This window comes from Nonomuraea muscovyensis, from assembly GCF_014207745.1.
GTDB lineage: Bacteria > Actinomycetota > Actinomycetes > Streptosporangiales > Streptosporangiaceae > Nonomuraea > Nonomuraea muscovyensis.
Genome location: NZ_JACHJB010000001.1, coordinates 2,841,859 through 2,868,775 on the forward strand (window position 1 = coordinate 2,841,859; position 26,917 = coordinate 2,868,775).

At 68.6% G+C, this 26,917-nt stretch carries 22 protein-coding genes and 1 pseudogene; 12 read left to right on the top strand and 11 right to left on the bottom strand.

Going from position 1 to position 26,917, the window contains the following annotated elements; genetic code table 11:
* Window positions 1-105: 105 nt before the first annotated feature.
* Window positions 106-381 carry a hypothetical protein gene (locus FHU36_RS13485; protein ID WP_185084045.1) on the bottom strand — a complete coding sequence of 92 codons (276 nt, stop codon included), beginning with the start codon at window positions 379-381 and terminating at the stop codon, window positions 106-108.
* A 1,821-nt stretch (window positions 382-2,202) separates the two neighbouring features.
* Here FHU36_RS13485 and FHU36_RS13490 point away from each other — a divergent pair.
* Window positions 2,203-2,460, top strand: a complete 258-nt coding sequence (locus tag FHU36_RS13490; protein ID WP_185084046.1) for a hypothetical protein — start codon at window positions 2,203-2,205, stop codon at window positions 2,458-2,460.
* A 527-nt stretch (window positions 2,461-2,987) separates the two neighbouring features.
* Here FHU36_RS13490 and FHU36_RS13495 read toward each other — a convergent pair.
* A complete protein-coding gene (locus FHU36_RS13495; RefSeq protein ID WP_185084047.1) occupies window positions 2,988-3,536 on the bottom strand; it encodes a GNAT family N-acetyltransferase in 549 nt (182 codons plus the stop codon).
* A gap of 278 nt (window positions 3,537-3,814) precedes the next feature.
* Between FHU36_RS13495 and FHU36_RS13500 the strand changes: the two genes are divergently transcribed.
* Together FHU36_RS13500 and FHU36_RS13505 are read left to right on the top strand one after the other, a co-directional pair.
* Window positions 3,815-4,156: a hypothetical protein gene (locus FHU36_RS13500; protein WP_185084048.1), complete on the top strand. Its 342-nt coding sequence runs from the start codon at window positions 3,815-3,817 to the stop codon at window positions 4,154-4,156.
* 314 nt (window positions 4,157-4,470) lie between these two features.
* On the top strand, window positions 4,471-5,331 hold the full coding sequence (locus FHU36_RS13505) for a hypothetical protein (protein WP_185084049.1): 861 nt from the start codon (window positions 4,471-4,473) through the stop codon (window positions 5,329-5,331).
* 513 nt (window positions 5,332-5,844) lie between these two features.
* Here the strand turns inward: FHU36_RS13505 and FHU36_RS13510 are convergent.
* Window positions 5,845-6,468 (bottom strand): hypothetical protein, encoded by a 624-nt coding sequence (locus FHU36_RS13510; RefSeq protein ID WP_185084050.1) that lies wholly within the window; start codon window positions 6,466-6,468, stop codon window positions 5,845-5,847.
* A gap of 521 nt (window positions 6,469-6,989) precedes the next feature.
* Entirely contained in the window at window positions 6,990-7,229 is a 240-nt protein-coding gene (locus FHU36_RS44345; RefSeq protein ID WP_246502034.1) for a hypothetical protein, read from the bottom strand.
* Here FHU36_RS44345 and FHU36_RS13515 point away from each other — a divergent pair.
* Together FHU36_RS13515 and FHU36_RS46800 are read left to right on the top strand one after the other, a co-directional pair.
* Window positions 7,213-8,331 carry a serine hydrolase domain-containing protein gene (locus FHU36_RS13515; protein WP_312891565.1) on the top strand — a complete coding sequence of 373 codons (1,119 nt, stop codon included), beginning with the start codon at window positions 7,213-7,215 and terminating at the stop codon, window positions 8,329-8,331. The genes FHU36_RS44345 and FHU36_RS13515 overlap by 17 nt on opposite strands.
* A gap of 74 nt (window positions 8,332-8,405) precedes the next feature.
* A pseudogene (locus tag FHU36_RS46800) lies at window positions 8,406-8,546 on the top strand (helix-turn-helix domain-containing protein); the annotation flags it as partial.
* A 96-nt stretch (window positions 8,547-8,642) separates the two neighbouring features.
* Here FHU36_RS46800 and FHU36_RS13525 read toward each other — a convergent pair.
* Entirely contained in the window at window positions 8,643-9,245 is a 603-nt protein-coding gene (locus FHU36_RS13525) for a hypothetical protein (protein ID WP_185084051.1), read from the bottom strand.
* A 444-nt stretch (window positions 9,246-9,689) separates the two neighbouring features.
* On the opposite strand from FHU36_RS13525, the gene FHU36_RS13530 reads away from it, so the two are divergent.
* Entirely contained in the window at window positions 9,690-9,956 is a 267-nt protein-coding gene (locus FHU36_RS13530; protein WP_185084052.1) for a hypothetical protein, read from the top strand.
* A 315-nt stretch (window positions 9,957-10,271) separates the two neighbouring features.
* Here the strand turns inward: FHU36_RS13530 and FHU36_RS13535 are convergent, their stop codons facing one another.
* Together FHU36_RS13535 and FHU36_RS13540 are read right to left on the bottom strand one after the other, a co-directional pair.
* Window positions 10,272-11,513: an SUKH-4 family immunity protein gene (locus FHU36_RS13535; RefSeq protein ID WP_185084053.1), complete on the bottom strand. Its 1,242-nt coding sequence runs from the start codon at window positions 11,511-11,513 to the stop codon at window positions 10,272-10,274.
* A 203-nt stretch (window positions 11,514-11,716) separates the two neighbouring features.
* Complete coding sequence (locus FHU36_RS13540) at window positions 11,717-14,971, bottom strand: AfsR/SARP family transcriptional regulator (protein ID WP_185084054.1); 3,255 nt, start codon at window positions 14,969-14,971, stop codon at window positions 11,717-11,719.
* A 221-nt stretch (window positions 14,972-15,192) separates the two neighbouring features.
* Here FHU36_RS13540 and FHU36_RS13545 point away from each other — a divergent pair, with 221 nt between their 5' ends.
* The gene (locus tag FHU36_RS13545; RefSeq protein WP_185084055.1) at window positions 15,193-16,449 is read left to right on the top strand and encodes an MFS transporter; all 1,257 of its coding nucleotides are present in this window, start codon (window positions 15,193-15,195) and stop codon (window positions 16,447-16,449) included.
* Window positions 16,450-16,538: 89 nt separating this feature from the next.
* On the top strand, window positions 16,539-17,012 hold the full coding sequence (locus FHU36_RS13550; RefSeq protein ID WP_185084056.1) for a hypothetical protein: 474 nt from the start codon (window positions 16,539-16,541) through the stop codon (window positions 17,010-17,012).
* Window positions 17,013-17,133: 121 nt separating this feature from the next.
* On the opposite strand, the gene FHU36_RS13555 is transcribed toward FHU36_RS13550, so the two are convergent.
* Window positions 17,134-17,532, bottom strand: a complete 399-nt coding sequence (locus tag FHU36_RS13555) for a hypothetical protein (protein WP_185084057.1) — start codon at window positions 17,530-17,532, stop codon at window positions 17,134-17,136.
* A gap of 151 nt (window positions 17,533-17,683) precedes the next feature.
* Between FHU36_RS13555 and FHU36_RS13560 the strand changes: the two genes are divergently transcribed.
* On the top strand, window positions 17,684-18,643 hold the full coding sequence (locus FHU36_RS13560; protein ID WP_185084058.1) for a TAXI family TRAP transporter solute-binding subunit: 960 nt from the start codon (window positions 17,684-17,686) through the stop codon (window positions 18,641-18,643).
* Window positions 18,644-18,681: 38 nt separating this feature from the next.
* Here the strand turns inward: FHU36_RS13560 and FHU36_RS13565 are convergent, their stop codons facing one another.
* Both FHU36_RS13565 and FHU36_RS13570 read right to left on the bottom strand, forming a co-directional pair.
* Entirely contained in the window at window positions 18,682-20,157 is a 1,476-nt protein-coding gene (locus FHU36_RS13565; RefSeq protein ID WP_185084059.1) for a sensor histidine kinase, read from the bottom strand.
* 6 nt (window positions 20,158-20,163) lie between these two features.
* On the bottom strand, window positions 20,164-20,847 hold the full coding sequence (locus tag FHU36_RS13570; protein WP_185084060.1) for a response regulator transcription factor: 684 nt from the start codon (window positions 20,845-20,847) through the stop codon (window positions 20,164-20,166).
* A 176-nt stretch (window positions 20,848-21,023) separates the two neighbouring features.
* Here FHU36_RS13570 and FHU36_RS13575 point away from each other — a divergent pair, with 176 nt between their 5' ends.
* Genes FHU36_RS13575 through FHU36_RS13585 form a run of 3 tightly spaced genes read left to right on the top strand, consistent with a single transcriptional unit; the run spans window position 21,024 to window position 24,038 of the window.
* Window positions 21,024-22,049 (top strand): tripartite tricarboxylate transporter substrate-binding protein, encoded by a 1,026-nt coding sequence (locus FHU36_RS13575; RefSeq protein ID WP_185084061.1) that lies wholly within the window; start codon window positions 21,024-21,026, stop codon window positions 22,047-22,049.
* The gene (locus FHU36_RS13580; protein ID WP_221495870.1) at window positions 22,033-22,512 is read left to right on the top strand and encodes a tripartite tricarboxylate transporter TctB family protein; all 480 of its coding nucleotides are present in this window, start codon (window positions 22,033-22,035) and stop codon (window positions 22,510-22,512) included. The genes FHU36_RS13575 and FHU36_RS13580 overlap by 17 nt, the downstream gene beginning before the upstream one ends.
* Before the next feature lie 20 nt (window positions 22,513-22,532).
* Complete coding sequence (locus FHU36_RS13585; protein ID WP_185084062.1) at window positions 22,533-24,038, top strand: tripartite tricarboxylate transporter permease; 1,506 nt, start codon at window positions 22,533-22,535, stop codon at window positions 24,036-24,038.
* 29 nt (window positions 24,039-24,067) lie between these two features.
* Here FHU36_RS13585 and FHU36_RS13590 read toward each other — a convergent pair whose 3' ends face one another.
* Window positions 24,068-26,893 carry an AfsR/SARP family transcriptional regulator gene (locus tag FHU36_RS13590; RefSeq protein WP_185084063.1) on the bottom strand — a complete coding sequence of 942 codons (2,826 nt, stop codon included), beginning with the start codon at window positions 26,891-26,893 and terminating at the stop codon, window positions 24,068-24,070.
* Between the last annotated feature and the right edge of the window lie 24 nt (window positions 26,894-26,917).

Consider the following 26,917-nt stretch of genomic DNA (forward strand, 5'->3'; position numbering starts at 1 on the left):
GCCCATCCGCGCCATCAGCTCCCGGATCAAGGCGGCGGCGCGCCGCCGCCGGGAGCCATCGGCGTACCCAAGACATCACCGTCCACTGGCCCGCCCCCGCACGAACTACGCAGAGTCCTTCGGACCGTCGTCGGGCTGCTCCATCGTCGCGGTTCGCCACCAAGTTCCGCCGTCCGTCTTTGCATCGATTCGGGCCATGACGTGGGCAACGAACTCCGAGGGCAAGCGCACCCCGTGTTCTTTCAGGTAGTGCGAGAGCCCTTCCGGCCAGACGTAGACACCATCGGTGAAATCGCTGGCTCCATTGTGCTGGCCACAGAACCGGCACATCGAGATGCCCATCCAGTCCATGTGACCCATGCCGTTCTCCAGGTAGTTCACGACGAGGAGACGTCCCTGCTCGTCCCACTTGTCATCTATAAGAGTCGAAGGGTGCGGCCAGTCGGGCTCGTGATCGCTGTACCAATAGCCGATCTGTCGTCACTGCATTTGAGGCTCCCATGCATAGGCTCATGCCAAACCTATGCCTCCGGCGGGGGCGCTCCGCTCCGGGAGGAGGGATCTGATCGCCAGCCTGCCTAGACCCAGGCAGAGCCTGCGCCCCGATCTTCTTGCCGACGTCAATATCCGGCGTGACAACGACAGCGCAGAACGGCACGAGAAGCTCCTGGAGATGCTGTTGGCCTTGGTCGGCAACGCATCCACCAGGGGCTTCTCTGCATACGGGCCAGATTCAGAAGCCGACGACAAGCCTGCGACATGCCGCTTCAGGATGGAAACGGCTCACTGCACCCGGTCATCCTCCGCTGACCCGCAGAACAATGAGGCCGACGTAGGCTCTGGCAACTCGACGCCACTCTCGGCCTGCGATTCGGCACCAACTACTTGATCTTGTTACAGGCATTGCCTCGCTGGACGAAGCGGCCGTTCACATGCTCCCAAGCTGCAACGCAGACCAGGGTGCCAGTGGGCAGGGCGCGTCGGATTGTCCTCTTCCAGGTGGCCGGGTGGCCCCAACTCTGGGTATGGCTGTTCCAGCTGAATCCCGTTCCATAGACCTGGAAGTGCCCATAGAAGCGGCTGTTGTAGGTAAGGCTGGCCGTGATGCTCTCCACCCACTGTCCGGAGCCCTCGGTGGTGTTGCACACCAGGACGTGACATGAGCGCGCGCCTGCTTGAGCCGGAGTAGCGGTGGTCGCGATCGCGGCTACTGCAGCCGCCGAGACAAGAGTAATCCGAGCGAGCCGGAGTTTCGGGTGCATGGATCTCGCATTTCTACTGGAGTATGGAACGGACCGCTGTATTCAATCGAAGACGAGCTTCACCGCGCCTTCAGATCGCCCTCGTCCGCATGCTGCAGACTTCCTCGGCTCCAGATGCTGCAGTTCCTGGCGCAGGGCACGCCTTGGTGGACAGATCCTTCGGGGAGTCACCCGCGATCGCCGACACCGAGCCCGGCAGCGCTCCACTGCTGGGCGTCACCGTCGGACTCACGGCCGGAGAGATGACGGTGGCTCAGGACACCCGCCGTGACAGGGGCTCGGCACCGTCGATCGGCACCTGCAAGCGTCAGTTCATCGAGAACGCCCGAGCCGGCCTGGTAGCGAAGAACTCACGCATCCCAGCCGCGGGGCAGCTCGAAGCAGAAAGCCGAAAGCCGAGCCCATCACCGTAGCCGCCGTGCAGGTACAGCAGCGTGATCGGCCGGTCCGGTCCCGGTGCGGGTCGTGTCCTGATCGGCTCTGGCCAAGGGCTTCGGGAACCCAATACGGCGGTCCTGCCTGTGCTCGGCCGGCGTCTCGACCACTTCCGGGACACGAGGACGCGACGGCCCGCGCGTAGCCGAGGTGCTCGGGCTTGTGAGCCTTGGAGCGACAGCGACCGGAAGTCAGACTCGCCTTGGCATTCTTGGTGGTCGTGTGCGGGGTGGCGGCGAATGATCGGCAAACCCCGGCGGGTTCGGCTTTTACCGTGAGGACAGCGTCATTTGGGCACGCCACGGTGCGCCTTCATCTGTTCGCGCCACACAATGCCATCCGCATTTATGGCATAGCTAAATATGTCAGGCTATACAGTGATAAGTCGGGAAATAAGGCTTTGCCCCTTTCCGGGAGAAGGGGGCTTGTCGTCGCCGTTAGCCTTGGGTGATGTCCGCGCCGAATCGGCGTATCAATGGACAGAAACCTCAGGGAGTGATCTCTGATGCTCAAGCGACTTCTCATCACCGCCGCCGTGGCGGGATCCACGCTGCTCGTCACCGGACCGATCACCTCACAGACCGCCAACGCCGCGTCCGCCTACGTGCCGGCCGGCGAGCAGGGCCTCACCGTACAGACTGAGGTTGCGCGCAAGTGCAAATGGCGCAAGCGGAACGGCCGGTGGTGCTACTACTGCCGCTACCACGGCGAGTGGCGGCGCGAGTGGTGCCGGCACCGCGGCTGGGACTGGGACGAGGACTGACCGCCGGTGATGTGACCGCCGCCGCCGTGCGGAAGGGGGCCTTCCGCGCGGCGGTCGGCTGCCCCACGGCCGGCAAGGCCGCTCTTGAGCCGAGAGACCTCATGACGAAGCCGTACGAGGAGAGCATCCAACCCTGCCGGGCTGGTAGGTCAAGCGTCTGAAGTCGGTGTCGTGCAGGTAGACGTGGGCGGCGTCCTCGGTCCAGAACTCATACAGTCCTCCTGTGGAAGTGACGCCACGATCCTTGTCCTCGGTCACGCCGACGAACTCAGTCACTGGCACGAGGACATGGTCGCGCACACCTGAACGATCTTGGAAGCCGCTGGCTGGTGACGGCAACGTCCCCGCACACGGGCTCACTGCGGCAACCATCTACGCGTTCCTGACCCCGGTCTCGATCACCCGAGCTTGGTGCCTGCTCCGCCTGAGCTCGGACGGTCACTGGCTGGATACCGCCTGCTATCCTCATCACCTCGACGGCGGCCCGCGCCGTGTCTCTGCCGATCTACACCGCCGCATCGTGAATCTCAGGCGAGGTCCGTTACCAGCTTGGAGTACAGGTACATGTCGCGGCGCTCGCCGCCGATGTCCTGCCAACTGCGTAGCAATCCCTCACGGACGAACCCCGCTCGCTCGGCGGCCTTCCACGACGACGCGTTCCACGGCTCCACATGCAACTCCAGCCGTGGAATCCCCAGCCGCTCCAAGCCCCACGACGAGACCGCACGCAACGCCGCGTGGGCGACGCCCCGGCCTCGGGCCGACCCTGCCACCCAGTAACCCACCGAAGCCCGTCCATGCGGACCTGGCCACAACCCGATCTGCCCAACGGCCCGATCAGCGCCGACATCCGCGATCGCGAACGAGTACCCAACCCTCTCAACGGCCCTGCTCCACTGCCTGCGGATGAAGGCCGCGCCCTCCACGTCCGAGTATCTCGACGGCACGCTGGTGATCAGAGAAATATAGGGGTCCTCAGCCGCCTCCTTCACCACCGCGACATCATCGAGCCGCCACGGACGAAGCAAGAACCTCTCACCAGCCGGGAGTTCCGGAACTATGAGCGGGTTGTCCATCCTCCCATCATGCCGGCGAGAACGATCAGGGCCGCAGACGTAAGCATCCGGCAGGGGCACTCCGGCTTCGGGATGATCAGGCGGGATGCGTGTGCGTCCGCACGGGGAGGTGGCCGCGGATGTTGTCGCAGCAGACGGAAAGTCCGCTGTGGCGAGGGCACTCGACCTCGTCGGACGTCGGGCAGAAGTAAATGTCCGGGCAGCCGCAGTCGTAGAAGTGTGGCAGCTGGTCGGGCTCTGTGCGTCTCTTATTGAGGTCGGCCCTGGCAGGGTCCGCGGTGGCGTTCGTGCTGCCGCTCCTCGTCCACTGGCAGGTCCGTGATTCGGAGTCCGAGCTCCGGTTGGCAATGGCGTTGGCGCTGGCGCCCTTCCCGCTCAGCATGGTGGCCGCGCTACTGGCCCGTCTGCCTGCCTGGCCGGCCGTTGGGCTGGTGGCACCCTTCGTCATGCTGGCGGTCGTCTTCATCCAGCCGCATTACGACTCCTGGGTGTCCGACGAGAACCTCGCGCTCCACCTCTTCATAGCGGTCCCTGCGGTGACCGGCTTCATGATCACGGCCCTGCTCTGTGCTCTGCTCTTCCGGAAGACCGCGGGCTCGCCAGGGGTAGACGCAGCGTAGGGGAGACATGGCAGGGGCCTTGCTCCAGCCGTGCTCCTGAAGTGTGGACACTTTGCGTACCACCGGATGGTGCCTTTCCGATCTTGTACGGCAGCGAAATACAGCTACCCGCTCAGCGGAGGTGGCGCAGGGCCGAGCAGGTCCACAATCATGGCTGGCGTGGCGGTACTCCGGTTACTGGCAGTTGGCCTGCTCGGAGGCGGTGTCATGACGATCCCGTCCTGTGGGCTCAGCGTGGCAGTGACGCCGAGGAGACAAAGCACTATCTGAGCGGTTCGGCTGTGCCCTGCATCGGCTGATGTCATCGTTGGCCCATGGGGAAGGATCTTGTACGGGGCGCTGGTGTTGGGCTGGTGGTAGGCGTTGGGCTCGGATATCCGGTGTCGCGGTTGTACGAGGAGGACATAGAGGCGTACACAGTCATGCCCGGAGTGGCTGTGGGCATATTGCTGGTCGTCCCCGCCGGATGGCTGCTTGGCATATGGCTGAGGATTGCGCATCCGATCCGCAGTGCGTTGCTTGCGCCCTTGTTGTTGCTGGTGTTGAAGAACGCGGCGGATCTGGCCGTGCCGAGCCCCCGTCCCCATCTGGCCTTGCTCGGGTTCACCGTGCTGGCCATGGTGAGTTATGCGAGCGCCGCCGGATTGGCGGGTACGGCGTCGCCGGTGCCCCGGGTCATCGCGGCTGTGGTCGTGTGCGCGTGTGTGATCACGACGGCGACGATCCAACAGCGACGAACGGAGACTTGGCAACAGCAGCTGCGCACGGACTTGATCGCCTCCTACAACGAGTCCGTTCCCCTGGCGGTGCCTGATGCTGTCCCCGGACGCACGCTGATGAATGTGTGGACCATCACCGACGACGTCCTGGCACTCGAATACGCCAAGGACCGACAGAGCGAGCCCGACGTATTCGTCCGTATCAGCAGCAGCGGGGATCCTCACAAGGCGTGCGCGGCGTGGGGACGGGACTCTGAACCCTGCGAGCGGCTGGCGGCGGATCGATGGCTGTCCAAGAAGGAGGCGAACGGCAGGATGGTGCTGTTCGCCAGGGTGGGGCGCCGGCTTGTTGAGGTCGACTCAACCGCTCTGAGTCTCGACGAGGCCCTTGCTGCGGGGAGCAAGCTGCGCGCGGTCAGCGCGGAGTACCTCGTCGACTACGAGCCTCCGCGGTGATGATCGCCAGTCGGCGTCCATAACGCTACCCGCCCACCGAGGCTGGCATGGTCGCTGGCTTGCGTCGCGCCCACCTGGCCCGCAATCTCGCTCTCCAAGGAGAACGCGCCACCTACAGCGCCCGTGGCGGTGAACGGTGATGCCAGGCGATCGTGGCGTTGCCCAAGGATGCGGCGCGGCAGGTGGCTGTCACCGGCACGCGTCCGGGAGGCAGCCGCGGCCGGCTCGCCGACCTGGAACTCGGCACCGGCGCCGGGCCCTGGCCGAGGACACGTCCCTCCCGCAGACGCTGCCCGCCCCCTGAGCACCTGTCCACCCGTCCCTACCTGCAGAAGGAACCACCCCCCGGGCCCGTGGAACCTTGCTCACCCGACGCGACCGGCGGTCGCGAGCAAGCCTTTCCTCCGTACTCGGACGGGCATCGAGAACCCGGCTGCGCTGAAAGCCGCAGGTGACACCGATACCGTCAAGGGCTGGGGAAGGTGACCGTATCGCGGACTTCGCCCGATGGCCTCACAGGCCACTCGGACGCGGCCACGTGTAGTTACAGGAGGAGAAACCGAGGTCGTTGGCAAGTTTGATCGCTGAGTCATCGTACTTGCGATACATATCTAGATAGGCGGAGGCCGTCTTCCAGTCGTACCGCCCGATAGCCGCGGTCATATTGGACCAGGCCCAGTTTGCCTTCGAGTAGTCATCCCAGATCTTCCGCATCGGACGGGCCATATCGTCCGGCAGATCGGCGGTCGCGGAGCGCCACCTGCGAAGCAACAGCTTGCGCAGTTCGAGAACCTTCTTGGCCCATGGATGGAAGGTGGCAGCGTCACTTCCGGAGAGCCGGTTCATCTCGTCGACGCGCTCAAGGACCTTGCCGCAGGCCCGATCGCCGTCGGTCACCACCAGGTCGGTGGCCTCCGTGTCATCCGTCCCACGGTCGGGCGTGATCGGCTGAGCCTGCGCAGAGTGGGACGATCCGGAAGAGGGGCTAGGAGTGGCGCCAATAATATCTTTCACCGAGGAAACGCCAAGAAACGTAACAATGGCCAATACGGAGGCAATGAATCCAATGATTCCAGCGGCTAGTCCGACGAAACTCTTACGTTTGACGGGCGGCTGTCCAGGAGTACGGAAAGACATCGAACATCCCATTCACCTCGGCGGCGCCAATAAGATGTTTAGTGATTAGCCAATAATCTCATCGTCGGCATGATTGTCAAGATCCGCATTCCCTCGCCTCCAGTCTGGGTGGGTCGAGCAAGATCGGCGTGTGTCTTTGCTCGTAGGGGATCCATTGGGCCGTCTGGGAACACCCGGCTGGACGATCACGAACTGGACGGGGGGAGTGCGGGTCCGCTCGAAGCTCGCTCCTGCGTGTCTGGTGAGGTTGGCGACCTCTTCGGTGGCTCGCTTGAGCACCTCGGCCGGGATGTGCCCCTCCAGGGCTACCTCGTGCGGTCGGTCCATGTCCTCGTCGGGAAGGAGCACATGCATCACCCCTGCCGGCTCTCACTCACGGCCGGAGGCCGCGGGGATGCTAGAATTTTCGGTTCACCTGGTGCCGCTCGTTAGCGCGGTAATCGGCTCCTGGGGTGAGCTGTGATGCCGACGATAGGGATTTCCCCGGCGAACAATGGACTGAGCACGCGCCGCGGAGGACGTCATTCCGGGAAAGGGCGTCCCATCCGCATCGCTGGGCTCGTGTCTTGCGTTGTCCTCTTGATCGCGAGCTGCTCATTCACATCCGGGTCGGCGACCACGGCGCTCTCGGACACGTCGATACGGTCGACCCGGTCGTCACAGCCCGGCACGCCGGCCGCAACCCGCTCCGCGACAAGGCGGCCGGCGCTGAAGCCCATCGATCCGGCCGCATTTCGGGCCGTCGTGGCCGCCGCAGCCAAGAAGCTCCTGGTCCCCGGGGCGGTGGTCGTGCTCCGCACCCCGCAGGGGAACTTTGAAGCGAGGGCCGGCACCACAAAGCTGGGCACGCAGACGCCGCCGGATGCGGACACTCATGTCCGGATCGCCTCGAACACCAAGACCATGACGTCGGCGCTGATCGTGCTACTCGCCCAGGACGGCAAGCTTCGGTTCGACGACCCAGTGTCCACATACGTCCCAGATGTGCCCAACGGCAAGAACATCACCATCGCAGAGCTGCTGAAGATGCGGAGCGGGCTTTACAACTACACGAATGCGCCCGAGTTGGCGGCGGCTCTGGACGCCGACCCGACGAAGGTCTGGACACCGCAGGAGGTATTGGCCATCGCGTTCCGGCGCCCGCCGCAGTTCCAGCCCGGTACGTCCTACGACTACAGCAACACCAACTACGCATTGCTGGGTCTGATCGCCGAGAAGGCCGGTGGGCGCCCATTGGCCCAGCAATTCCAGGACCGCTTGTTCGGCCCGCTCGGGCTGCGGCAGACTTCGCTTCCCGCCGCCGAAGACAACTCCATCCCGGATCGTTACTCGCATGGCTACATGTACGGCGGATCCTCCTATGCGCTGGTCGACAAGCAGTACCCCGCCGACCTGCAGACCGCCGCACGCAACGGAACACTCCAGCCCGTCGACTACACCAACCAGAACTCCTCCTACGCAACCGCTGCCGGTGGCGTCCTCTCCACGGCGGGCAACCTGGCCACGTGGATCCGAGCACTGGTTTCCGGCACGGTCTTGAATGCCGAGTACCAGCAACGATGGCTTCACAGCCTGCAACCCGAGGACCCGGACACACCCGATGGGCAGCAATACGGCTACGGCATCGCCTATCAACGTTTCGGGCCGAACGCCTCGATGTACTACCACGGCGGTGAACTTCCGGGCTTCAACTCGTTCATCGGCCATGACGCAGATAACAACGTGACGCTCGTGATATGGACGAACTTGACCCTGTCGCCCGACGGCAGGACTACGGCGAATGCCCTACTGCCGGCAGTTCTCGATGAGATTTACGCCGGGCTATCGCTGTCGCCCACACCATCCCCTACCACCACCAGGTAATGCGGTCCGACACGTCACCGTCGCCGTGGTGCGCAGCAGCGGGATCCGTCGGTCGGTCGTCTTCCCCTTCACGGCGGCTGCTGAAGCTGGGGCAGCAGGCGTTGCCGGTGCTGGTACACCTGCGCTAAGGCGAGACGTTCAGCGAGCTCGGGGCCGGATTCGGGGTGTCCACGGCGACCGCCTGGCGGTATGTCGAAGAGACGGTGACGCTGCTGCCGGCCTGAACGGCCCGGGTCATCGCATCACTGGACGCAACGATCGTGTGGACCTCGGGCGCGCTACCAGTAAGGCGCATGACCTGAGCGCAGCTATCAAGGGGCGGGAGCGGAGGGGGCGAGGCGATCCCGGACCAGGCGCTGCCGTTCCGCTGACAGGCCCTGGTCCCTCATGGCCCGATGCAACAGGGAAAAATCGCACCCATGCGCGCTCATATGGTCGAGGAGAGGTTCGTAGCGATCGGCCCTGTCCCGCACGAGTTCCGTCGCCAACCGTAGTTCCAAACGAACCGCAGGAACCTGGTGCGAGCCACATGCGATCCACACGTAGTGCTGCCACGGGCCGCGACCAACGCATTCCATCCCGTCCGAGTCAACCTGCCTCTCAACGGTGCTCATTTCCACCTTGACCCCGTGTACCTCGTACCTGGCGAAGTATTGCGAGGACTCTGGCAGCCACGAGGCGGCATGAAGGCAGGGAAACGAGGCGAGCGCGGCACCGAACGTATCCACGTCCTCTCGCCGCGCCGCCAGGAGGTCGATGTCCCCGACAGGAAGCCGAACACCCTGGAGAAGAGCCGCGCTCGTTCCCCCCAGGCGATAAGTGATGTCGGCACCTTCGGCTCGCATGATGGTGAGCACCGTGTCCAGCGCCGCAGTGATGTCCGCCACCCGGAGAAATGTTCCACCGTTGTCCATGGCAGGCAGCCTAAGAGCATGAGGTTGCGATATGTCAGTCCTCTCAGGTCACACACCGGCGCCAGCAGATCAACGAATTCATGAGGACCTCGACGAGTCGGTGGATCTGGGCGACTCCCTCCGCGTCGGTCTTGGTCGCGAAGGTCTCCGGAGCCGGACGGTCCACGCCGCCCGGCCCGGACACTCCACGCCGTCCGGGCCGGGGTGGCGAGCCTGGAACCGCCGGACGGCAGCTTGCGCACACGACCGGGGCGCGGCGCACCCGAGCTCCGTGCGAGCCATGCCCAGGATGAGGTTGCGACGAGGGCTGTTCGAGTAGTCGCCGGATTCTCAAAACCGTTTGCGCGAAAGGCGCGTCCAATACACCGAGTGGGCAGGTAGCGCCGTCTGGGTCACCGCGTCGCTCCATGGTCCCCGCGAGAACTCGATGGAGTGGGAGTGAGTATGGGGATCTTCAAACAGGCCACGAACGATGCCTTGGCCGCCAGTGCCCGCAACGCCGCGGCCGAGGGGCGTACGGTGTTCACCGCTCAGATCATCAGTGAGATCGGACATATCAGCTTCTCCGGCGAGATCGAGAAGCTGGGCCGTGGCATCGAGGCGGTTGAAGCCCAGGGATGGAAGCTCGACACCGTGAACACCCTCAAAGTCGACAAGATGACCGGGGATCGTCCCCTCTTCGTGTGCGTGTTCCGCCGTCACCAGTGGTGAGGTGACAGGTGACGCGCAGCCAACGTCTGCCGACACGGGCTCCAGGAGCCCCGGCAGAGCGTGGGCGACGTTCGTCGTCTCCTGGAGCGTTTCCGTCCCTCGACCGGAGGCCCCCGACGGCCCCTCGGCGCTGCTGTGCTCGCCGCCGACCTCACCGCGAAGGACCTCGCCGAAGACCTTGCGACATCCCGGTGTCAGGCCGGAGCAGGTCGAACAAGATCGGCAGGCGTCATGTCAGCGGTTCGAATAGGCCTTTTCGATCACGTACGGCTGGAAACACGGTTACGAGAGCCGCATGCCGGTGCCCGATGAAGGTCACGTCCGGACGGCGGGACCGAGGATGAAGGTCGTTCCCTCGTGAGCGGGCACCCTCACCGCCAGCTCCGTCTCGGCCAGGGCCCCGGCGATCTCCTCGCGGTCGCCCGCCCACCCGAGGTAGAGCTCGTTCACCAGGTCGCCCCTGGTGTCGAAGGCCGTGTCGTGGCTCTGGGTGTTCCAGAAGACCGCCCTGGGTGATTCCACGTCCTCGGTCAGTTCGGCCACGCGCTGCCAGCATCCTGACGTGGTGGGCCAGAGGGCGGGCTCGGCGACGTATCCCTTCGCGGCCAGGCGTTCGAAGGCCCGCAGGATCCGGCACAGATCGGAGGTCTCCGCGGCGGCCAGCCAGGTCACGATGCCTTCGTCCGGCTCCTGGGAGCCGTGGGCCGCCGCCCGAAGCCGCTCCATCGCCGCCTCGAAATCGTCTTCGTCCTCCGGCTCGTCCTCGGGGACACGGACCACGAGCCCCTCCCAGGCGAAGGCTGACTGGATCTCCGACGGAAGGCCGCCCCTCCAGCGGACGTCGACATCCCGGCGCAGGCCGCCGTCGGCCGAGAACGCGTCTGAGATGTCGTCCGGCAGGGTCAGCAATCCGTATTCGTCGGTCGCGGACGCGAACTCCTTGCCCGTGACGTGTCGCCACCCCTTCTCGTCCAGCCGGTCGAGGGCCCGGTCGAAGGCCTCGCTGTGCGTCTCGGCCGGCGAATGCGCCCTCTCGCGCCTGGCCGCTTCCCGCCGATGATGTGCGACCACCATCGCCCACCAGCAATGCGGATGCCTGAACGCCTCAGGATCGAGTTCCTCCAGCCCTGCGGCGATCTCCGCGAGGCGGGTTTTGTCGTCCGCGGGCCGCTCCGCCCGGGGTGCGTCCACGTACGCGCCCAACCGGCGCACGAACTCGGCGAACGCCTCCAGCGTGGTGTTCACGATCTCGAACCCGGGCTCCTCGTCCTCGTCTCCTCGGGAAAGGAGCACGACGCTCCCCTCGTTCACATCGAGGAAGTACAGCATGTCGCCGTCGGGCCCGGTTCCGCCCAAGATCAGGGCCCGATCGTCCTCGTCCAGCGGGCGGACGGTGAACAGCCCGAGCGGCCCGTCGGGGATGTCCGCGCAGAAGTGCCCGCCTGCCACCCTGGGCAGCCCGGTCTCGGTGAGGAGCACGAGGTCGGCCTGGGACAACCCGAGTTCCCTCCCCTTCTCGACGTCCAGGGTGACGAGATCCTCCTTGCCCGCGGCCATGGCGTTCCCTTCAGCGGGGCGAGTCTTCCGACTGAAGAACCGTAATGACCCGATCTCGTCGGTGTCTCCGGATCGCTGATATCGGCGATCATGCGCCCCGGGCGGGCTTTGTGGCGGGTCTCCACGGGTGGGGTCGGCCGGTCGAGGGCTGAGCCGGGGCGGCCGCCTGGTCGGGTCGCACGACAGCGACGCGGGTGGCGCGGCTACGTCGTCAGTGCGGCGGTGTGGTGGCGCTCGGGTGCGCCGAGCTGGTTGAAGATCGCGTGGGCCCGTTGCCAGCGGGCCTTGGCCAGGGGGGTTCTCCCCTGGCGCTGGTAGGCGTGGCCGGCGGTGAGTAGGGTGCGGGCCTCCGCCAACCGCTGGCCGGTGCGGCGTTGCGTGCTCAGCGCGCGCCGGCAGTGCTCCAGGCACGCGGTCACGTCTGCGAGGCCGAGGGCGGCGATGGCGAGGCGGGTGTGGGCCTGGGCGGCCGAGAGCGCGTATCCGGACGTGCGGGAGAGGTATAGCGCCTGTGTGGCGTGCTTGGTCGCGGCGTCGAAGTCGTGGCGGGCTGCGTGGAGGTCGGAGAGGGCGAGCAGCGCGTCGATCTCGCCGCGCCGGTGCCCGGTGCGATGGACGATGTCCAGGGCGAGGTCAAGCCGGTCGGCGGCGTCGGCCAGGCGAGCCTGCTTGATCTGGACGTCGGCGAGGCCGGTATGGGCGAAGATCTCGTGGCGGCTGTCGGACAGCCGTTGGGTGATGTCGAGACTGGCGGCGAGGGCCGCGGTGGCATCCTCGTACCGGCCGGCGTCGCGGTGCACCAGGCCGACGGCGGTCAGGGCGGCTGCTTCCTCGTGCTGGGCGCCGATGGTTCTGCAGATGGCCAGCGACTGGTCGAGCGCGTCGAGTGCGTCGTCGAAGCGGCCCCGCTCTCGGTGGACGATGGCGATGTTGATGACGGCGATGGCCTCGTTCTGATGCTGGCCGGTCTGGCGCAGCAGCGGCAGCGCGAGCTCGCCGAACTCGGCCGCGCGGGTCAGGTCGCCGGTGAGCAGGTACGTGGCCGCCAGGTTGGAGAGCACGGCGGCCTCGCCGAGCTCGTCCCCGATCTCTCGGTCGATGGCCAGCGCCTGCTCCATCCGGCGGATCGCCGGCCTGGACTGGCCGATCTGGCCCAGCACGATGCCGGTGTTGCACAGGGCCACCGACTCCCCCTGCCGCCACCCCGCGCTCCGCGCGAGGGCCGCCGCGGTCTCGCATTCGTCGATCGCCGCCTGGAACTCGGCGGTGCGCCAGCGCAGGAACCCCAGGCTGTGCCGCATCGCCGCTTCGCCGAGCACGTCGCCGGCCGCCTGCGCGGCGGCCAGTCCGGTACGCGCCACCGACAGCCACTGTGTCAGCGGGGCCTGCACCTGCAGGAAATCGCGAAGTGCGTGGGCCAGTTGCCACACCATCCGGTGCCGGCCCGATGCGGCGGCGTGATCGAGTGCCGCGATCAGGTTCGGCCACTCGCCGGAGATCCACTGCCGGGCCTCGATCTCCTCGGGGAACCGCGTGACCGATACGGCGGCCGGCCAGGGGTCGGCGGGAAGCCGCAGGCGGGACCGCCCGTTGAGGGCGAGGGCGGCCTGGCCGGCGGTGTGGAGGTAGAAGTGGAGCAGGCGGCTGATCGAGGCGTCCCGTTCCGCAGGCGGGTCGTGCTCGGCGGCGAGCTGCCCGGCGTACTCCAGCAGCAGGTCGTGGCAGACCAGCCGGCCCTCCGCGGTGACCTCTGCCAGGTGAAACCGGGCCAAGGCGTCGATCAACGGCGCCACGTCGTCCGCGGGCAGGCCGGCGAGCGCCGCCACCGCGGTGGGGGCCAACCCGGCCGGGGCCGGTACCAGGCCCAGGAGCCGGAACACCCGTCCCGCCGCGGCAGGAAGGGCCTGGTAGGACAGGTCGAACGCGCCGCGTACGGTCGCGTTGCCGTCGCCGTCGACCCGCAACTGGCTCATGGGGCCGCGCGCGGCCAGTTCCTCGACCAGCTTCCGCACGCTCAGGTGGGGCCGGTCCGCCAGGCGGGCCCCGGCGATCCGAAGGGCCAGCGGCAGGTGACCGCACAGATCCGCCAGTTCGGCTGCGGCGTCCCTGTCGGCGCCTACCCGGTCCGCGCCGGCTGTGCGGGCCAGCACATCGACGGCGTCGGTGGCGGGCAGGACGTCGAGTACGAGCCGGTGGGCGCCGTCCAGGGCCACCAGGCCGCTGAGCCGGTCCCGGCTGGTCACCAGCAGCAGGCATCCGGGATCCCCGGGTAGCAGCGGACGTACCTGATCGGCGTCGGCGACGTTGTCCAGCACGACCAGCACCCGCCGACCCGCCAGGATCGACCGGTACATGGCGGTCTGCGCGTCCATGCTGATCGGGATGCGTTCGGCTGCCACTCCGAGTGCGCCCAGCGACAGGGCCAGCGCCTCGGCGGGCGACATCTGCGGTCCGGTGTGGAAGCCACGCATGTCGAGAAAGAGTTGCCCGTCAGGGAATCGCCCGCTGGCTCCGTGCGCCCAGTGCACCGCCAGGCTCGTCTTGCCCACCCCGGCGGTCCCGGTGATCATCGCGAGCACCGTGGCCGCGGGAAGCGTGTCGAGCCGGCGCAGGGACGCGGTACGGCCGGTGAAATCGGCGAAGTCCGGCGGGAGTTGCGCCGGCACCATGGGCTCGGCCGTCCTCGTGGTGTGCTGGTCGATGTCCGCGCCGGTCCCGGCGGCGTCGGCGATGATCGACGTCTCGAGCTCGCGTAGCTGCGGGCCGGGCTCCAGGCCGAGTTCGCTGATCAGCAGGCGGCGGGCACGTTGATAGACCTCGAGGGCGTCGGCGCGGCGGCCGCAGCGGTATAAGGCGATCATCAACTGGCCATGGAGGCGTTCGCGCAGCGGGTGTTCCTCGATGAGACCGGACAGCTCGCCGACCAGTTCGGCGTGCCGCCCCGCGACGAGTTCCGCGTCGATCCGGTCCGAGATCGCCGCGAACCGGGCCTCCTCCAGGCTGCCGCACAACCGTTCACGCAGGGCGCCGGACGCGGCGTCGGCGAGCGCCGGTCCCTGCCACAGCGCGAGGGCCTCGGCCAGCCGGGCGGCGCGCAGGTTCGGCTCCTTGACGGCCCGTGCCTCATCGATCAACATGCCGAATCGGTGCAGGTCCACCGACTCGGGTCTGACCTGCAGGCAGTAGCCTCCGCCAAGAGCCAGCAGCGGCACCGGCTCATCGGCGCCCGCCGATCGCAGCGCGGACCGGATGCGCGACATCAAGGTCTGCAGCGTCGCCCTGGCCGTCGACGGTGGAGCCTGGCCCCACAGCAGGTCGATGAGACGCTCTGCGGTGATCATCCGTTGCGGTTCGAGCAGCAGCACCGCCAGGGCGAGGCGCTCCTGGCGCCGTCGTAGCCGAATCACCTCGCCCTGGGAAGAGCGGATCTCCACCGGCCCCAACAGCCTGAACTCCACACCGAGAAGGTTACCGGCGGGTGTATGCGCTCCAGATCCGTCCAGGGGATGGCAAGGAGATGGCATGCCCGGCGGGCCAGGCTGCGACGGTACGACCGTGAACGCCCGGATGGAGGTGATCGGGATGAAGCGCGAGCCGAGCTGGGGCTAGTCCCCACAGGTGAACGTGGCCCGGCCATCGGCCGGGCCACATCTGTCCGAGGTGAGGAGCAGGGGCGTTCGTGGACGAGCAGGAGGCCGACCGGCCCGCTACCTTCCGGGAAGTACTCGCGGTCGCGGAATATCGCTCTCTGTACGCGGCGACCGTGCTGTCCTGGATCGGCGACTACTTCGCCAAGGTCGCGGTAGCGGTACTGATCTTCAGCGACACCGGGTCCGCGTTGCTGTCCGCCGCGGGCTTCGCCGTCAGTTACCTGCCGTGGGTGGCCGGAGGGCCCGTCCTCGCCGCTCTCGCGGAGCGGTTCCCGTACCGGCGGGTCATGATCATTTGCGATCTGGTCCGGGCGGCTCTCGTGACGCTGGTCGCGGTGCCCGGGCTGCCGCTGCCTGTCCTGCTCCTGCTGCTGGTGGCGTCCTCCATGCTCACACCGTCGTTCGAGGCGGCTCGGTCGGCCATGGTGGCGCAGTTGCTGACCGGAGACCGCTACGTGCTCGGCCTGTCGCTGCAGAACATGTCAGGCCAAACCGCGCAGGTCGCGGGTTACGCGGTGGGAGGGTTGATCGCCGCTGTCGACCCGCACGTCGCGTTGCTGATCAACGCGGCGACGTTCGGGGTTTCCGCGTTGCTCCTGTGGCGCGGAGTACGGGCTCGGCCGCCGGCCATGACCAGGGTGCGCGATCGATCCCTGCTGGCGGAGACCGGTGATGGCCTGAGGCTGGTGCTGGGGCATCCGGTCATGCGACCGATCGCGCTCGTGGTGTTCAGCCTGGTCGCGATCGTGATCGTGCCGGAGGTGCTGGCCGTCGCCTGGTCGGCCGAGTTGGGCGGAGGGTCTCGGACCGCGGGTCTGCTGATGGCGGCCATTCCGGTCGGCAATGTCATCGGCGGCATCCTGACGCGGATGACGGAGCCCGCGCGGCGGCTGAGGTTGCTCAGGCCGCTTCTGCTGGCGGCTCCCTTGCTCCTTGTGCCTGCTCTGGCCCGGCCGCCGTTCGTCGTGGTGTTCTTGCTGATGGTCGGCGCCGGCATCGCCAACATGGTCATGGCGCCGTTGAACGGGCTGTTCGTCAGCGTGCTTCCCGGCGACTTTCGTGCCCGTGCTTTCGGGATCATGCAGGGGGGCATCCAGATCACGCTGGCGGTCTCGGTGCTCGCCGCGGGTGCGTTGGCCGAAAGGTTCTCTGTGCCGATCGTGGTCGGGGCCTGGGCTGTCTGTGGCCTGGTCTTGATGGGGGTCGCCGTCAGGACCTGGCCGGGAGTCGAAGTCATCGATGCCGAGGTCGCGCGAGCCGCAGAACGGAACCGGCAGACTCACTGACGAGGCGCGGCCGGGCCGACGGAGACATTTCCGTCAGGTGTCTCGTTAGAGTGTTGGCTCTGAGTCGCTCTCCCGTTGCGAGGACACGCATGGCGGACGAACCCGCTAAGCCACGACGGCTTACTGTCTACGCTGAAGCTGCTGCTGTTCTGGCCCTTGTCGTGGCGGTCATCGGCGTGGTCGTGGCCGTTTTCGCGTTCGAGCACGACAAGGAGGTCGCCACTGGAAGCCCGGGGGCTACTCCCGTAATCACGGTCACACAGTACGTCCCAAGTCGCGATGCCCAAGAACCCGAAAAGACGAGCTCTTCCTCACCCGGTTTCTGGGGCGGAGTCGGCGTGGTGGTTCTCACCATACTGACCGGCCTCTTCTCCAGCTTCCTGGTTTTCATGTCCTGGGAAGAACTGGTAATCTCAGATTTTATCGTTTTTCTCATTACGGTTGCGATCGCGGGGGCTCACGCTTTCGCACTTTCGTTTCTGGGCATCACTTCGGTCTGGGCCATCATACTCGCGATAATGTTCGCGGCGATCGGATTCGTCGCCAACGTGTTCGCCGGTTAGCGCAGAACGCGCACGTCGGATCGCCGGAGCTACGCGCACAGCGCGCCGCGAGTGATCGACGAGAGAGGCTCCTCGCCGTGTCTGCGCCGGCGAAGGGCCCGCTGAGCCGACGGTTTCGAGGTCACAGCGACGAGCGGTCAGCGGATGTAGGCGCTTTCAGCTTCTTCCACCACGTCATATCCACCTCCCAGTTCGTCGGCTCAGCCCACTGTTGGGCGCGCCTGACGATCTCATCGGGAAGGCGCACCGAATGCTCCCGTACGTAGTGGGCCAGTCCCTGCGGCCACAGGAACACGCCATCCGTGAACTCCAGGCTGCCGTTGGCCATGGCGCAGATTCGGCACGGCGAGAAGCCGGCCGTGGCGTAGGGAGCCCGCATACCGCTCTCGAGGTACAGGGCGAGCAGGTCACGTTCTTCGGGACTCCAGTCGGGATCGACCCAGTCCTGCGGCCGAGGCCATTCCGGAGCGTCGAGGCTCCACCAGTAGCCGATCAGCCGCAGAGGGGGGATATCCACCATGGGGCGATACTCGCAGAGTCATACCCGGCCGCGCCGACCGGACCACATCTCCGGCGTGCCGGTCGCGTGACCGATGGGGTGGGCAGGCAGGGGGACACCTGAGGGCGACGAGTCATCGGTGACCGACGGCCGCCGTCCGTATCATCTCGGCATGGTGCCGAACCTGGAGTTACGGCTCAGCCGGCGGGCGGCGCTCCTGGCCGCCGGAGGGCTGCTCGCCGGGTGCTCCCAGCAGCCCGAGGCCGACAAGGTCCACCTGCGACTGGCCACCGGGCCGGCGGGGGCGGTGTACCGGCGCATCGGCGGTTCGCTGGCCGAGCACATCTCCGAGCAGGTGCCGGGTGCCACGGTGATCACCGTGCCGAGCGGGGCGTCCACCGACAACATCCGGATGCTGCGGGCCGGCGAGGTGCACCTCGGGCTGACGAGCCTGGACGCGCTGATCACGGCCGACGGCAGCGCGCCCGAGGGGCTCTCGGCGATATGCCGGCTCTACGACAGTCACCTGCATCTCGTGGTCATGGCCGGGTCGGCGATCGACGAGTTCCGGGACCTCGACGGCAAGCGCATATCCCTCGGTGCCCGCGACTCGGGCACGGAGTTCACGTCGCTGCGGCTTCTGGAGCTCGACCTGGTGAACGTCGACGGCCGGTATCTCAGCCAGGCCGAATCGGCGGCGGCGCTGCGCGACGGCGAGATCGACGCGATGTTCTCCCTGACCGGCGTCCCGACACCCGCCATCACGGAGCTGGCGCAGCGGCACCCGATCCGGCTGATCCCGTTGGACGCGCAGGCGGACGCGCTCTTCACGGCGTTCCCGGGTCACTACGCTCCGGCCATGATCCCCGCGACGGCCTACGCCGGAGTCCCGGCCACCCGCACCGTCGCTGTGCCGAACGTGCTTCTCGTGCGCAACGACCTGCCCGATGACCTGGTCCACGCCATCACCGGCACCATCTTCACGCACGCTGGCACGATCACCTCCGCCGGCCGCGACGACGCCGAAGCCGTTCCCGAGGCGTGGCAGATCAACGTGCGCACCGGGATCTCAACCGCAGCGATCCCGCTCCATCCGGGCGCGGCCGCCTGGTTCCGCGACCGCAAGCGCTGACCCGGCACCGCGACAGGCCGGCGACGGGAGCCGGGTCCTCAGGCCGGAGCCGGGACGCCGGACGACGACGCCACCCGCGGAACGACCGGCAACGCGACCACCGCGGCGAATCCGTGCCCGGACCCGTCCGGACGCGGCAGGCCCTCCTCCAGCCGCAGCTCGCCCCCGGCCGCCCCGACCAGGTCGGCGCAGATCGCCAGTCCCAGGCCGGTTCCGGACACGTTCTGGTGCCGCGGAGACCGCCAGAACCGTCGTAGCGCCTGGGCCCGCTCGGACGCGTCGATCCCCTGGCCGTCGTCACGGACGGCGATCGTGACCACGCCTCCGTCCGCGGAGGCGTCGCCGTGTCCGGCGCCCGCACCGCGGGGGACGATTCGGGCAGTCACCTGCACCACCTGCGCGTCCGACAGCCGCAACGCGTTGCTGATCAGCTCGTCCAGGATGCTCCCCAGTCCGCCCGTCGGCTCCAGCAACCGCAGCCCCGGCGGCACGTCGACCGCCAGTGTCTGCCCCGCCGTCGCCGTCAACGCCCGCCACCGGTCCACCCGGGTCGCCAGCACCGCGTCGAGGTCCACCGGCGACGACGTCCGGATGCTCTCCATCCGCGCACTGGCCTGCAACGAGTTCAGCATCCGCTGCATCGCCTTCACCTCGTCGACGGCGACGTCGTACACCTGCCGCCCGTCGCCGGCCGCGCCCAGGTGCGGTTCCAGGCTCTCCACGGCGAGCCGGAGGCTGGTCAGCGGATTGCGCAACTGGTGAGAGGCGTCGGACACGAACGCCCGCTGCCGCTGCGCGGCGTTCTCGACCGCGTCCATCATGGTGTTGAACGACTCCGCCAGCCGTCGCAGCTCGACCGGGCCGGCCTCGGCGTCCGCCCGGATCGTGAGGTCGCCGCGGGAGATCCGCGAGCTCGCCGCGTCCAGCTCCCGCACCGGCCGCAGCACCCACGCCGACACCGGCCAGGCGACGGCCACCAGCGCGATCAACGGCAGCAGCCCGAGCCCGGCGAGCTGCGCCCATCGCACGAGGATGCGATGGCGCGTCTTCGACAGGTCGGAAATCGTCACGACGGCGCCGACGACCTCGCTGTCCCGACCCACTGGTTCCGCGACCACGAGTGCGGAGTCGTCCCACGGCGCCCATTCCCCGGACGGTTCGGGCCTCGCCCCGGCCAGCGCCGCGGTCACGATCCTGGGCAACGCCGGCTCGGCTCGCGCCGCCTCCTGGTAGGCGCCGGCTGGTCCGAGCAGCACCGTGCCCGACGTGTCGATCACCGCGACCGGGATGCCGTACAGCTCGTGATAGTGGGCGAGCTCCTGGTGGAGCGCCTCGGTCCGCCCGGTTGACAGCGCGGTCTCGGCCAGCGACGCGAACCGGCCGACGTCGTCGAGCCGGTCGACGTAGGTCTCCTGCATCTCCCGCTCGGCCACGGTGACGCTGAGCGGCACCCCGAGCGCCGCGACGAGGAGCACCGCGAGGGGCACCAGGACGACGAGCAGGCGACGGTGCACGGCGCGTCAGCCGATCAGCTCCGGCCGGTCGGCCAGGAGCCGATAGCCGACCCCGTGGATCGTGCGGATGAGCACGGGCGGCCCGAGCTTGTGCCGTAACGCCGCGATGTGGGTGTCCAGGGTGCGACTTGAGGACTCCCAGGTCGCGCCCCAGATCTGGTCGAGGATGACGTCGCGGCTCACCACGTTCGGCGCCCGCCGGGCCAGCAGCAGGAGCAGCTCGAACTCCTTGCGGGTCAGTGTCACGGGCGTGCCGTCGACGGTGACCTCGCGGGTGCCGACGCCGATCCGCATCGGGCCGAGGACGAGCGGCTCGTCCGGGTGGCTCAGGGCACGAGCCACCCGGGTGCGCCGCAGGACGGCGTCGATCCGGGCCAGCAACTCCGGGATGCCGAACGGCTTCACGATGTAGTCGTCGGCGCCTGCGCGCAGGCCACGGACCCGCTCGTACTCCTCCGATCGTGCTGTCACGGCGATGACGGCGGTCTCCGGGCGGTCACGCAGCTTGCGGATCACATCGAGTCCGTCGCCGTCGGGCAGACCCAGGTCGACGAGGACCACATCGGATGGAGCGGCACGCACGGCCTCGGCGGCGGTGGCGATGCGGTGGACCTCGAAGCCCGCCTGGGCGAGGACGGTCACCAGACCCCGCGCGACGCGGTCGTCATCCTCGATGATGGTGATCCGCATATCGGCGGATTGTACGGCCCGGATCGACACTCGTGTCAGCCCTTCAGTTCTTGGGATTCTCCTGACATCCGGCGCATTCCTTGGGATTCCTCTGACACCATCCGCGTCCATTCCGGCCGAGACTGAAGCCGAGCACTCACCGAGACATGCGCATGCGCTCACGAGGAGGCCGCGATATGAGACCGACCAGCAGGTATCGGGCCGCCGCGCGGGTGATCGCCGCGATCGGCGTCGTTTCGCTCGTCGCCGCCTGTTCCGGCAACGGCGGCACCGCCGGCGGAGGCGCCCCTGGCGGAGGCTACCCGGACCAGAACATCACGCTCGTCGTGCCGTTCAGCGCGGGCGGCCCGACGGACACCGTCACCCGCATGATCGCCGAGCCGATGGCGGCCAAGCTCGGCACCAAGGTCGTCGTCCAGAACGTCGAGGGCGCGGGCGGCACGGTCGGCGCCGGCGAGGTCGCGCGGGCCAAGCCCGACGGCTACACCGTGCTCATGCACCACATCGGCATGTCGACGGCGCCCGCCCTGTACAAGGATCTGGGCTACCAGCCGCTCGAGAGCTTCGAGACGGTCGGGCTCGTCACCGAGGTGCCGATGACGGTCGTCGCCCGCAAGGACTTCGCGCCCGCGACGCTCCAGGACCTCGTGACCTACGTGAAGGCGAACGCCGGCAAGGTCACGCTGGCCAACGCCGGCATCGGCGCCGCATCCCACCTGTGCGGCCTGCTGTTCCAGTCCGCCGCCGGCGTCAAGCTCCAGGAGGTCCCGTACGAGGGCACCGGCCCCGCGCTGACCGACCTCGTCGGCGGCCAGGTCGACTTCATGTGCGACCAGACGACCAACACCAGCGGCCAGATCTCCGCGGGCGAGGTGAAGGCGTACGCGGTCACCACGCCGGAGCGGGTGAAGAGCCTGCCCGACCTGCCCACCACGGCCGAGGCCGGGCTGCCCAAGCTCCAGGTCAGCGTGTGGCACGGGCTCTACGTCCCGGCCGGCACGCCGCCGGAGGTCGTCCAGAAGCTGTCCGAGGCGCTGAAGGTGGCACTGGCCGACCAGAAGGTCGTCGACCAGATGGCCAAGCTCGGCACCGCGCCGGTCCCGGCCGAGGACGCGACCCCGCAGGCGCACCGGGCCAAGCTCGAAGAGCAGCTCGGCACCTGGGCGAAGGTCATCGCCGACGCCGGTGTCAAGGCCTCCTGAGGTGGAGCGCCGCCGGTCCTTCCCGGACGTCCTCGCCGGGGCGATCTTCGTCCTGATCGGTGGCGCGTTCGTGGTGGGGTCGCTCGGCCACGAGCTGGGCACCCCGCTGCGGATGGGCCCCGGCGCCTTCCCCCTGCTGGTCGGCGCGACCGTGGCCGCCCTGGGCCTGGCGATCGTCATCAAGGGACTCATCGCCGGCGAGGTGGCCTCGTTCGGGCCGATCCCCTGGCGTGCTGTCGTCTTCGTCGTGCTCGCGGTCCTGTTCTTCGGATTCACCGTCCGGGGCCTCGGATTCGTACCGACGTCCGCGGTGACCGCCCTGCTCACCACGCTGGCCAGCTCGCGCGTACGGCTGCTCACGGCCGTGGCCGTGGCCGCGGGGCTGACCGTGGCCAGCACGCTCATCTTCGTCGTCGGACTTCAGCTGCGGATCCCGCTGTGGGGCCCGTGGCTGGGGTTCTGACGCGGCATCCGGATTGAGGCATGGAACTTCTCGACAACCTCGCGCTGGGCTTCTCAACCGCCCTCCTGGTCCAGAACGTCCTCTACTGCTTCGTGGGAGTGCTGCTCGGGACGGCGGTCGGGGTACTGCCCGGCATCGGACCGACGGCGACGGTGGCGATGCTGCTGCCGATCACGTTCAGCTTCGAGCCGGTGACAGCGCTGATCATGCTGGCCGGCATCTATTACGGCGCACAGTACGGCGGCTCGACGACCGCCATCCTGATCAACCTGCCCGGTGAGTCGTCGGCGGCGGTCACCGCGCTGGACGGGCACGAGATGGCCCGGCAGGGCCGGGCCGGCGCTGCGCTGGCCGCCGCTGCGGTCGGGTCCTTCATCGCGGGCACGGTGGCCACCGTCGCGCTGGCCGTCGCGGCCCCACCGCTGGCCAGCGTCGCGTTGAAGTTCGGCCCGGCCGAATACTTCTCGCTGGTGCTGCTCGGCCTGATCGTGTCGATCGCGCTGGCACGTGGCTCGGCGCTGAAGGCACTGGCGATGATCGCGCTCGGCGTCCTGCTCGGCACGGTCGGCCAGGACATCTACACCGGCACGCCCCGGTTCGTGTTCGGCCAGCGCGAGCTGTACGGCGGCATCGACTTCGTGTCGGTCGCCGTCGGCATGTTCGGGGTGGCCGAGATCCTGCGCAACCTGGAGAACGAGCAGACCCGCACGGCGGTCGTCAGCAAGGTGAAGAACCTCTGGCCGACCCGCGAGGACCGGCGCCGGATCGTCGGCCCGATCCTGCGCGGGACCGGCCTCGGCGCCGCGCTCGGCGTCCTGCCCGGCGGTGGCCACGTGCTGGCCTCGTTCACCTCGTACGCCGTCGAGAAGCGGATCTCGAAGCGGCAGCAGGAGTTCGGGCACGGCGCGATCGAGGGAGTCGCGGGCCCCGAGTCGGCGAACAACGCCGCCGCGCAGACGTCGTTCATCCCGCTGCTCACCCTGGGGCTGCCCGCCCACCCGGTCATGGCGCTGATGGTCGGCGCGTTCATCGTCCACGGCATAACCCCCGGCCCGAACGTCATCACCGACGAACCGGCGCTGTTCTGGGGGCTGATCGCGTCGATGTGGATCGGCAACGTGCTGCTCGTGGTGCTGAACCTGCCGCTGATCGGCCTGTGGGTGCGCATGCTGCGCATCCCGTACCAGGTGCTGTTCCCGATGATCATCCTGTTCGCCTCGATCGGCACCTACTCCCTGGGCTTCAACGCGTACGACGTCTACGCGATCGTGTTCTTCGGCATTTTGGGCTACGTCCTGATCAAGTGCGGCTGCGAGCCGGCGCCACTGCTGCTGGGCTTCGTCCTCGGCCCCTTGCTCGAGGAGAACCTGCGGCGGGCGCTCATCATCTCCCGCGGCGACGCGTCGGTCTTCCTGACCCGGCCGATCTCCGTGGCGCTCCTGGCCCTGGCCGTGGCGGCGCTCGTCGTCGCCGCCCTCCCGACGATTCGCAGGCGCCGCGAGATCGTGTTCTCGGAGGAGGAGTAGGAACTCCTGGTCCGCTGATGATGCCGTGGTCAGGGTCGCGAGGGCGGCGTCTTGTGCGGCCTGTGGAGCAGCGCGTCGATCCGGTTCCGTGCTCCGGCCCGCAGGCCGGGCTCGTCGGTCAGGTCGTGGCACCGCGTGAAGAACGACAGCGCCTCCTCCGGCCGGTCCTGGCCCAGGCTGAGCTCGCCGAGCGTGTAGGCGGTCAGGGCCTCGCCGTAGACGTCGCCCGTCCGCACGAACATGTCCCGGCAGTGGGCCAGCACCGCCGCCGCCTGCTCGAACCGGCCGAGCCTGCCGTACGCCTCCCCGAGCCTGCGCAGCGTGATCTGCTCGCCGGGGCCCCAGCCCAGCTCCCGGCTGAGCCCGATGCTCTCCTCGTAGTGACCGATCGCCTCCTCGGTCCGCCCCATCTCGTAGAGGGAGATGCCCAGGCTGCGGTGGAACCGGACCGCGTAGTCGCCGTACCTCCGCTCGCCGGTGAGGTCGAGCCCCCGGCGGCACAGCGCGATGGCCTCGTCGTGCTCGCCTGTCGACATGCGCACGCCGACGGCCGTGATCAGCGCGTTGACCAGGCCGCCCGGGTCTCCCAGGGCCTCGAACCCGGCGATGGCCCGGGCGACGAGGGGCCAGGCGCGTTCCGGTTCACCGTCCAGAAGGTGGCAGGTGCCGAGCCCCGTCGACACGTAGAGGTTCGCGTGCCGGTCCCCTTCCGCGGCGAAGTGGCCGGCCAGCTCTTCCAGCAAGGCACGGGCCACCCGGACCTGCCGGTGCTCCAGGGCGATGTCGGCCAGCAGGAGCCGGGTCACCATGGCGGTGTGCCGGTCCGGTGCGCGGCGGACGACGCCTTCGAGCATCGCGGTCGCCTCGTCGGCGAACCCGCTGACGACCAGGAACGGCGAGAGCAGGTGCGCCAGCTCGGCGGCCGTCCGCGGCTCCGCCAGGGCGACCGCGGCGGTCAGCGTCTCCCGCTCCACGTGCAGCCAGTCGCGCCCGGCACCCGCCGTCCTGTCCACCGCGGGACGAGGGGCGGACGGGATCATCGGCGGCGGGTAGTCCTCGGCCGCCTCGCGCAGGCGGCGCAGGCATGCGCCGGTGAAGCGGGCCAGGGCCTCGCCCTGCCGTACGGGGTCCTCCTCGGCGTGCGCCCGCTCGCGGGCGTAGGCGGCGAGCAGGTCGTGCATGCGGTAGCGCGACTGGCCGCTCTGGTCGGCCTCGTCGGCCGTGACCAGGCCGGCGAGCGTGAGCACCTCCATGGACTGCTCCGCCTCACGAAGCGGGCCGTCCAGGAGGGCGGCCACGGCCCACTCGGCCGTGCCGGCCAGCCCCGCCAGGCCGAGCAGCCTGAACGCGCGGCGGGCCGGGGCGGGCAGCGCCTCGTAGCTGATGGCGAAGCTGGCGCGCACGTCGTGGCCGCCGAAGGAGAGCTCGTCGAGGGTTCCGGCCGAGGCCAGCCGGTCGGCCAGCTCACGCAGCGGCCATGCGGGCCTGGTGGCCAGGCGGGCGCCCGCGAGCCTGATGGCCAGCGGCAACAGGCCGCATGCCCGCAGGATGGCCGCTGCCGCGTCGGGATCGGTCCGTACCCTGGCCGCGCCGGCGACGCGTTCGAGGAGTGTGCCGGCCTCGGCCTGCGAGGGGACGGCGAGGTGGACGACGGACGAGCCCGGCAGCGCGGGCAGCGGCCCGCGGCTGGTCACGAGTACGGCGCAGCGCGAGGTGCCCGGCAGCAGCGGGATGACCTGGTGTTCGCCGGCCGCGTCCTCCAGCACGATCAGCATGGACCGGTCGGCCACCATCGACCGGTAGAGCGTGGCCCGTTCATCGGCCGAGTCCGGGATGACGTGCGCGTTGAGCGCCCGCAGCAGCTCGGCCAGCAGGGTGGCGGGGTCGCGCGGTGCGGGACCGCCGAGCCGCAGGTAGAGCTGCCCGTCGGGGAAGGCCGCTCGCGACAGGTGCGCGGCGTGCACGGCGAGCGTGCTCTTGCCCACTCCGGGCGGGCCGGTGACGACCACGACAGGTGGCGCGTGCGCGTCCGGAGAGGACAGGGCGGAGATCCGGGCGAGCTCGCGTTCCCTGCCCACGAAGTCGGCGATGTCGGCCGGTAGCTGGCAGATGGACCGTCGAGGTGACGGCGGCTCGCCCGAGAGGATGTCGTACTGGAGCTCGCGCAGTGCGGGTCCCGGCTCGACCCCCAGCTCGCAGACCAGGGCCGCCCGGGCGTGGCGATAGGTGGACAGGGCTTCGGCCCGGCGGCCGGCCTGCGCGAGGGCTCGGATGAGCTGCTCCCACGCCCGTTCTCGTAAGGGATGCTCGGCGACGAACGGGCGGAGCTCGCCGATCACCTCGGCATGCCGGCCCATCGCCAGCTCTGCCTCCGCCCAGTCGCACCTGGCCCCGGCGAGCTGCTCGTCCAGCTCCGCCAGACGGGCGCCCATCACGGCGGACAGCGGGGCGTCCTCGGCGGCACGCCCACGCCACAGCCCGATCGCCTGTCGCAGCCGATCGGCGCGGGCCGCCGGATCGGCCTCCAGCCGGGCCAGCGCCAGCTCGTCCTGGAAGGCGAGCACGTCGACCTCGTCGCGAGCCACCTCCAGCACGTAGCCGGAGCCCATCGTGACCAGGCGAGGAGCGACGGGCGCGATCCGGCGTAGTTGCGCGATGTAGGTCTGGAGGTTCGCGACCGCGGAGGCGGGCGGCTCGTCCCACACCGCGGCCTCCAGCCGGCCCCGGGAGACGACCGTGTTGGCGTTGAGAAGGAGTGTGGCGAGCACGGCGCGCTGCCTGCCGCTGAGTCGTGCGTACCGCCCGTCGTCCAGCCGCACGAGGACCGGGCCGAGCAACGCGAACCTGTGGCGCATTTGTGGCGATTCTATGGCGCTGCG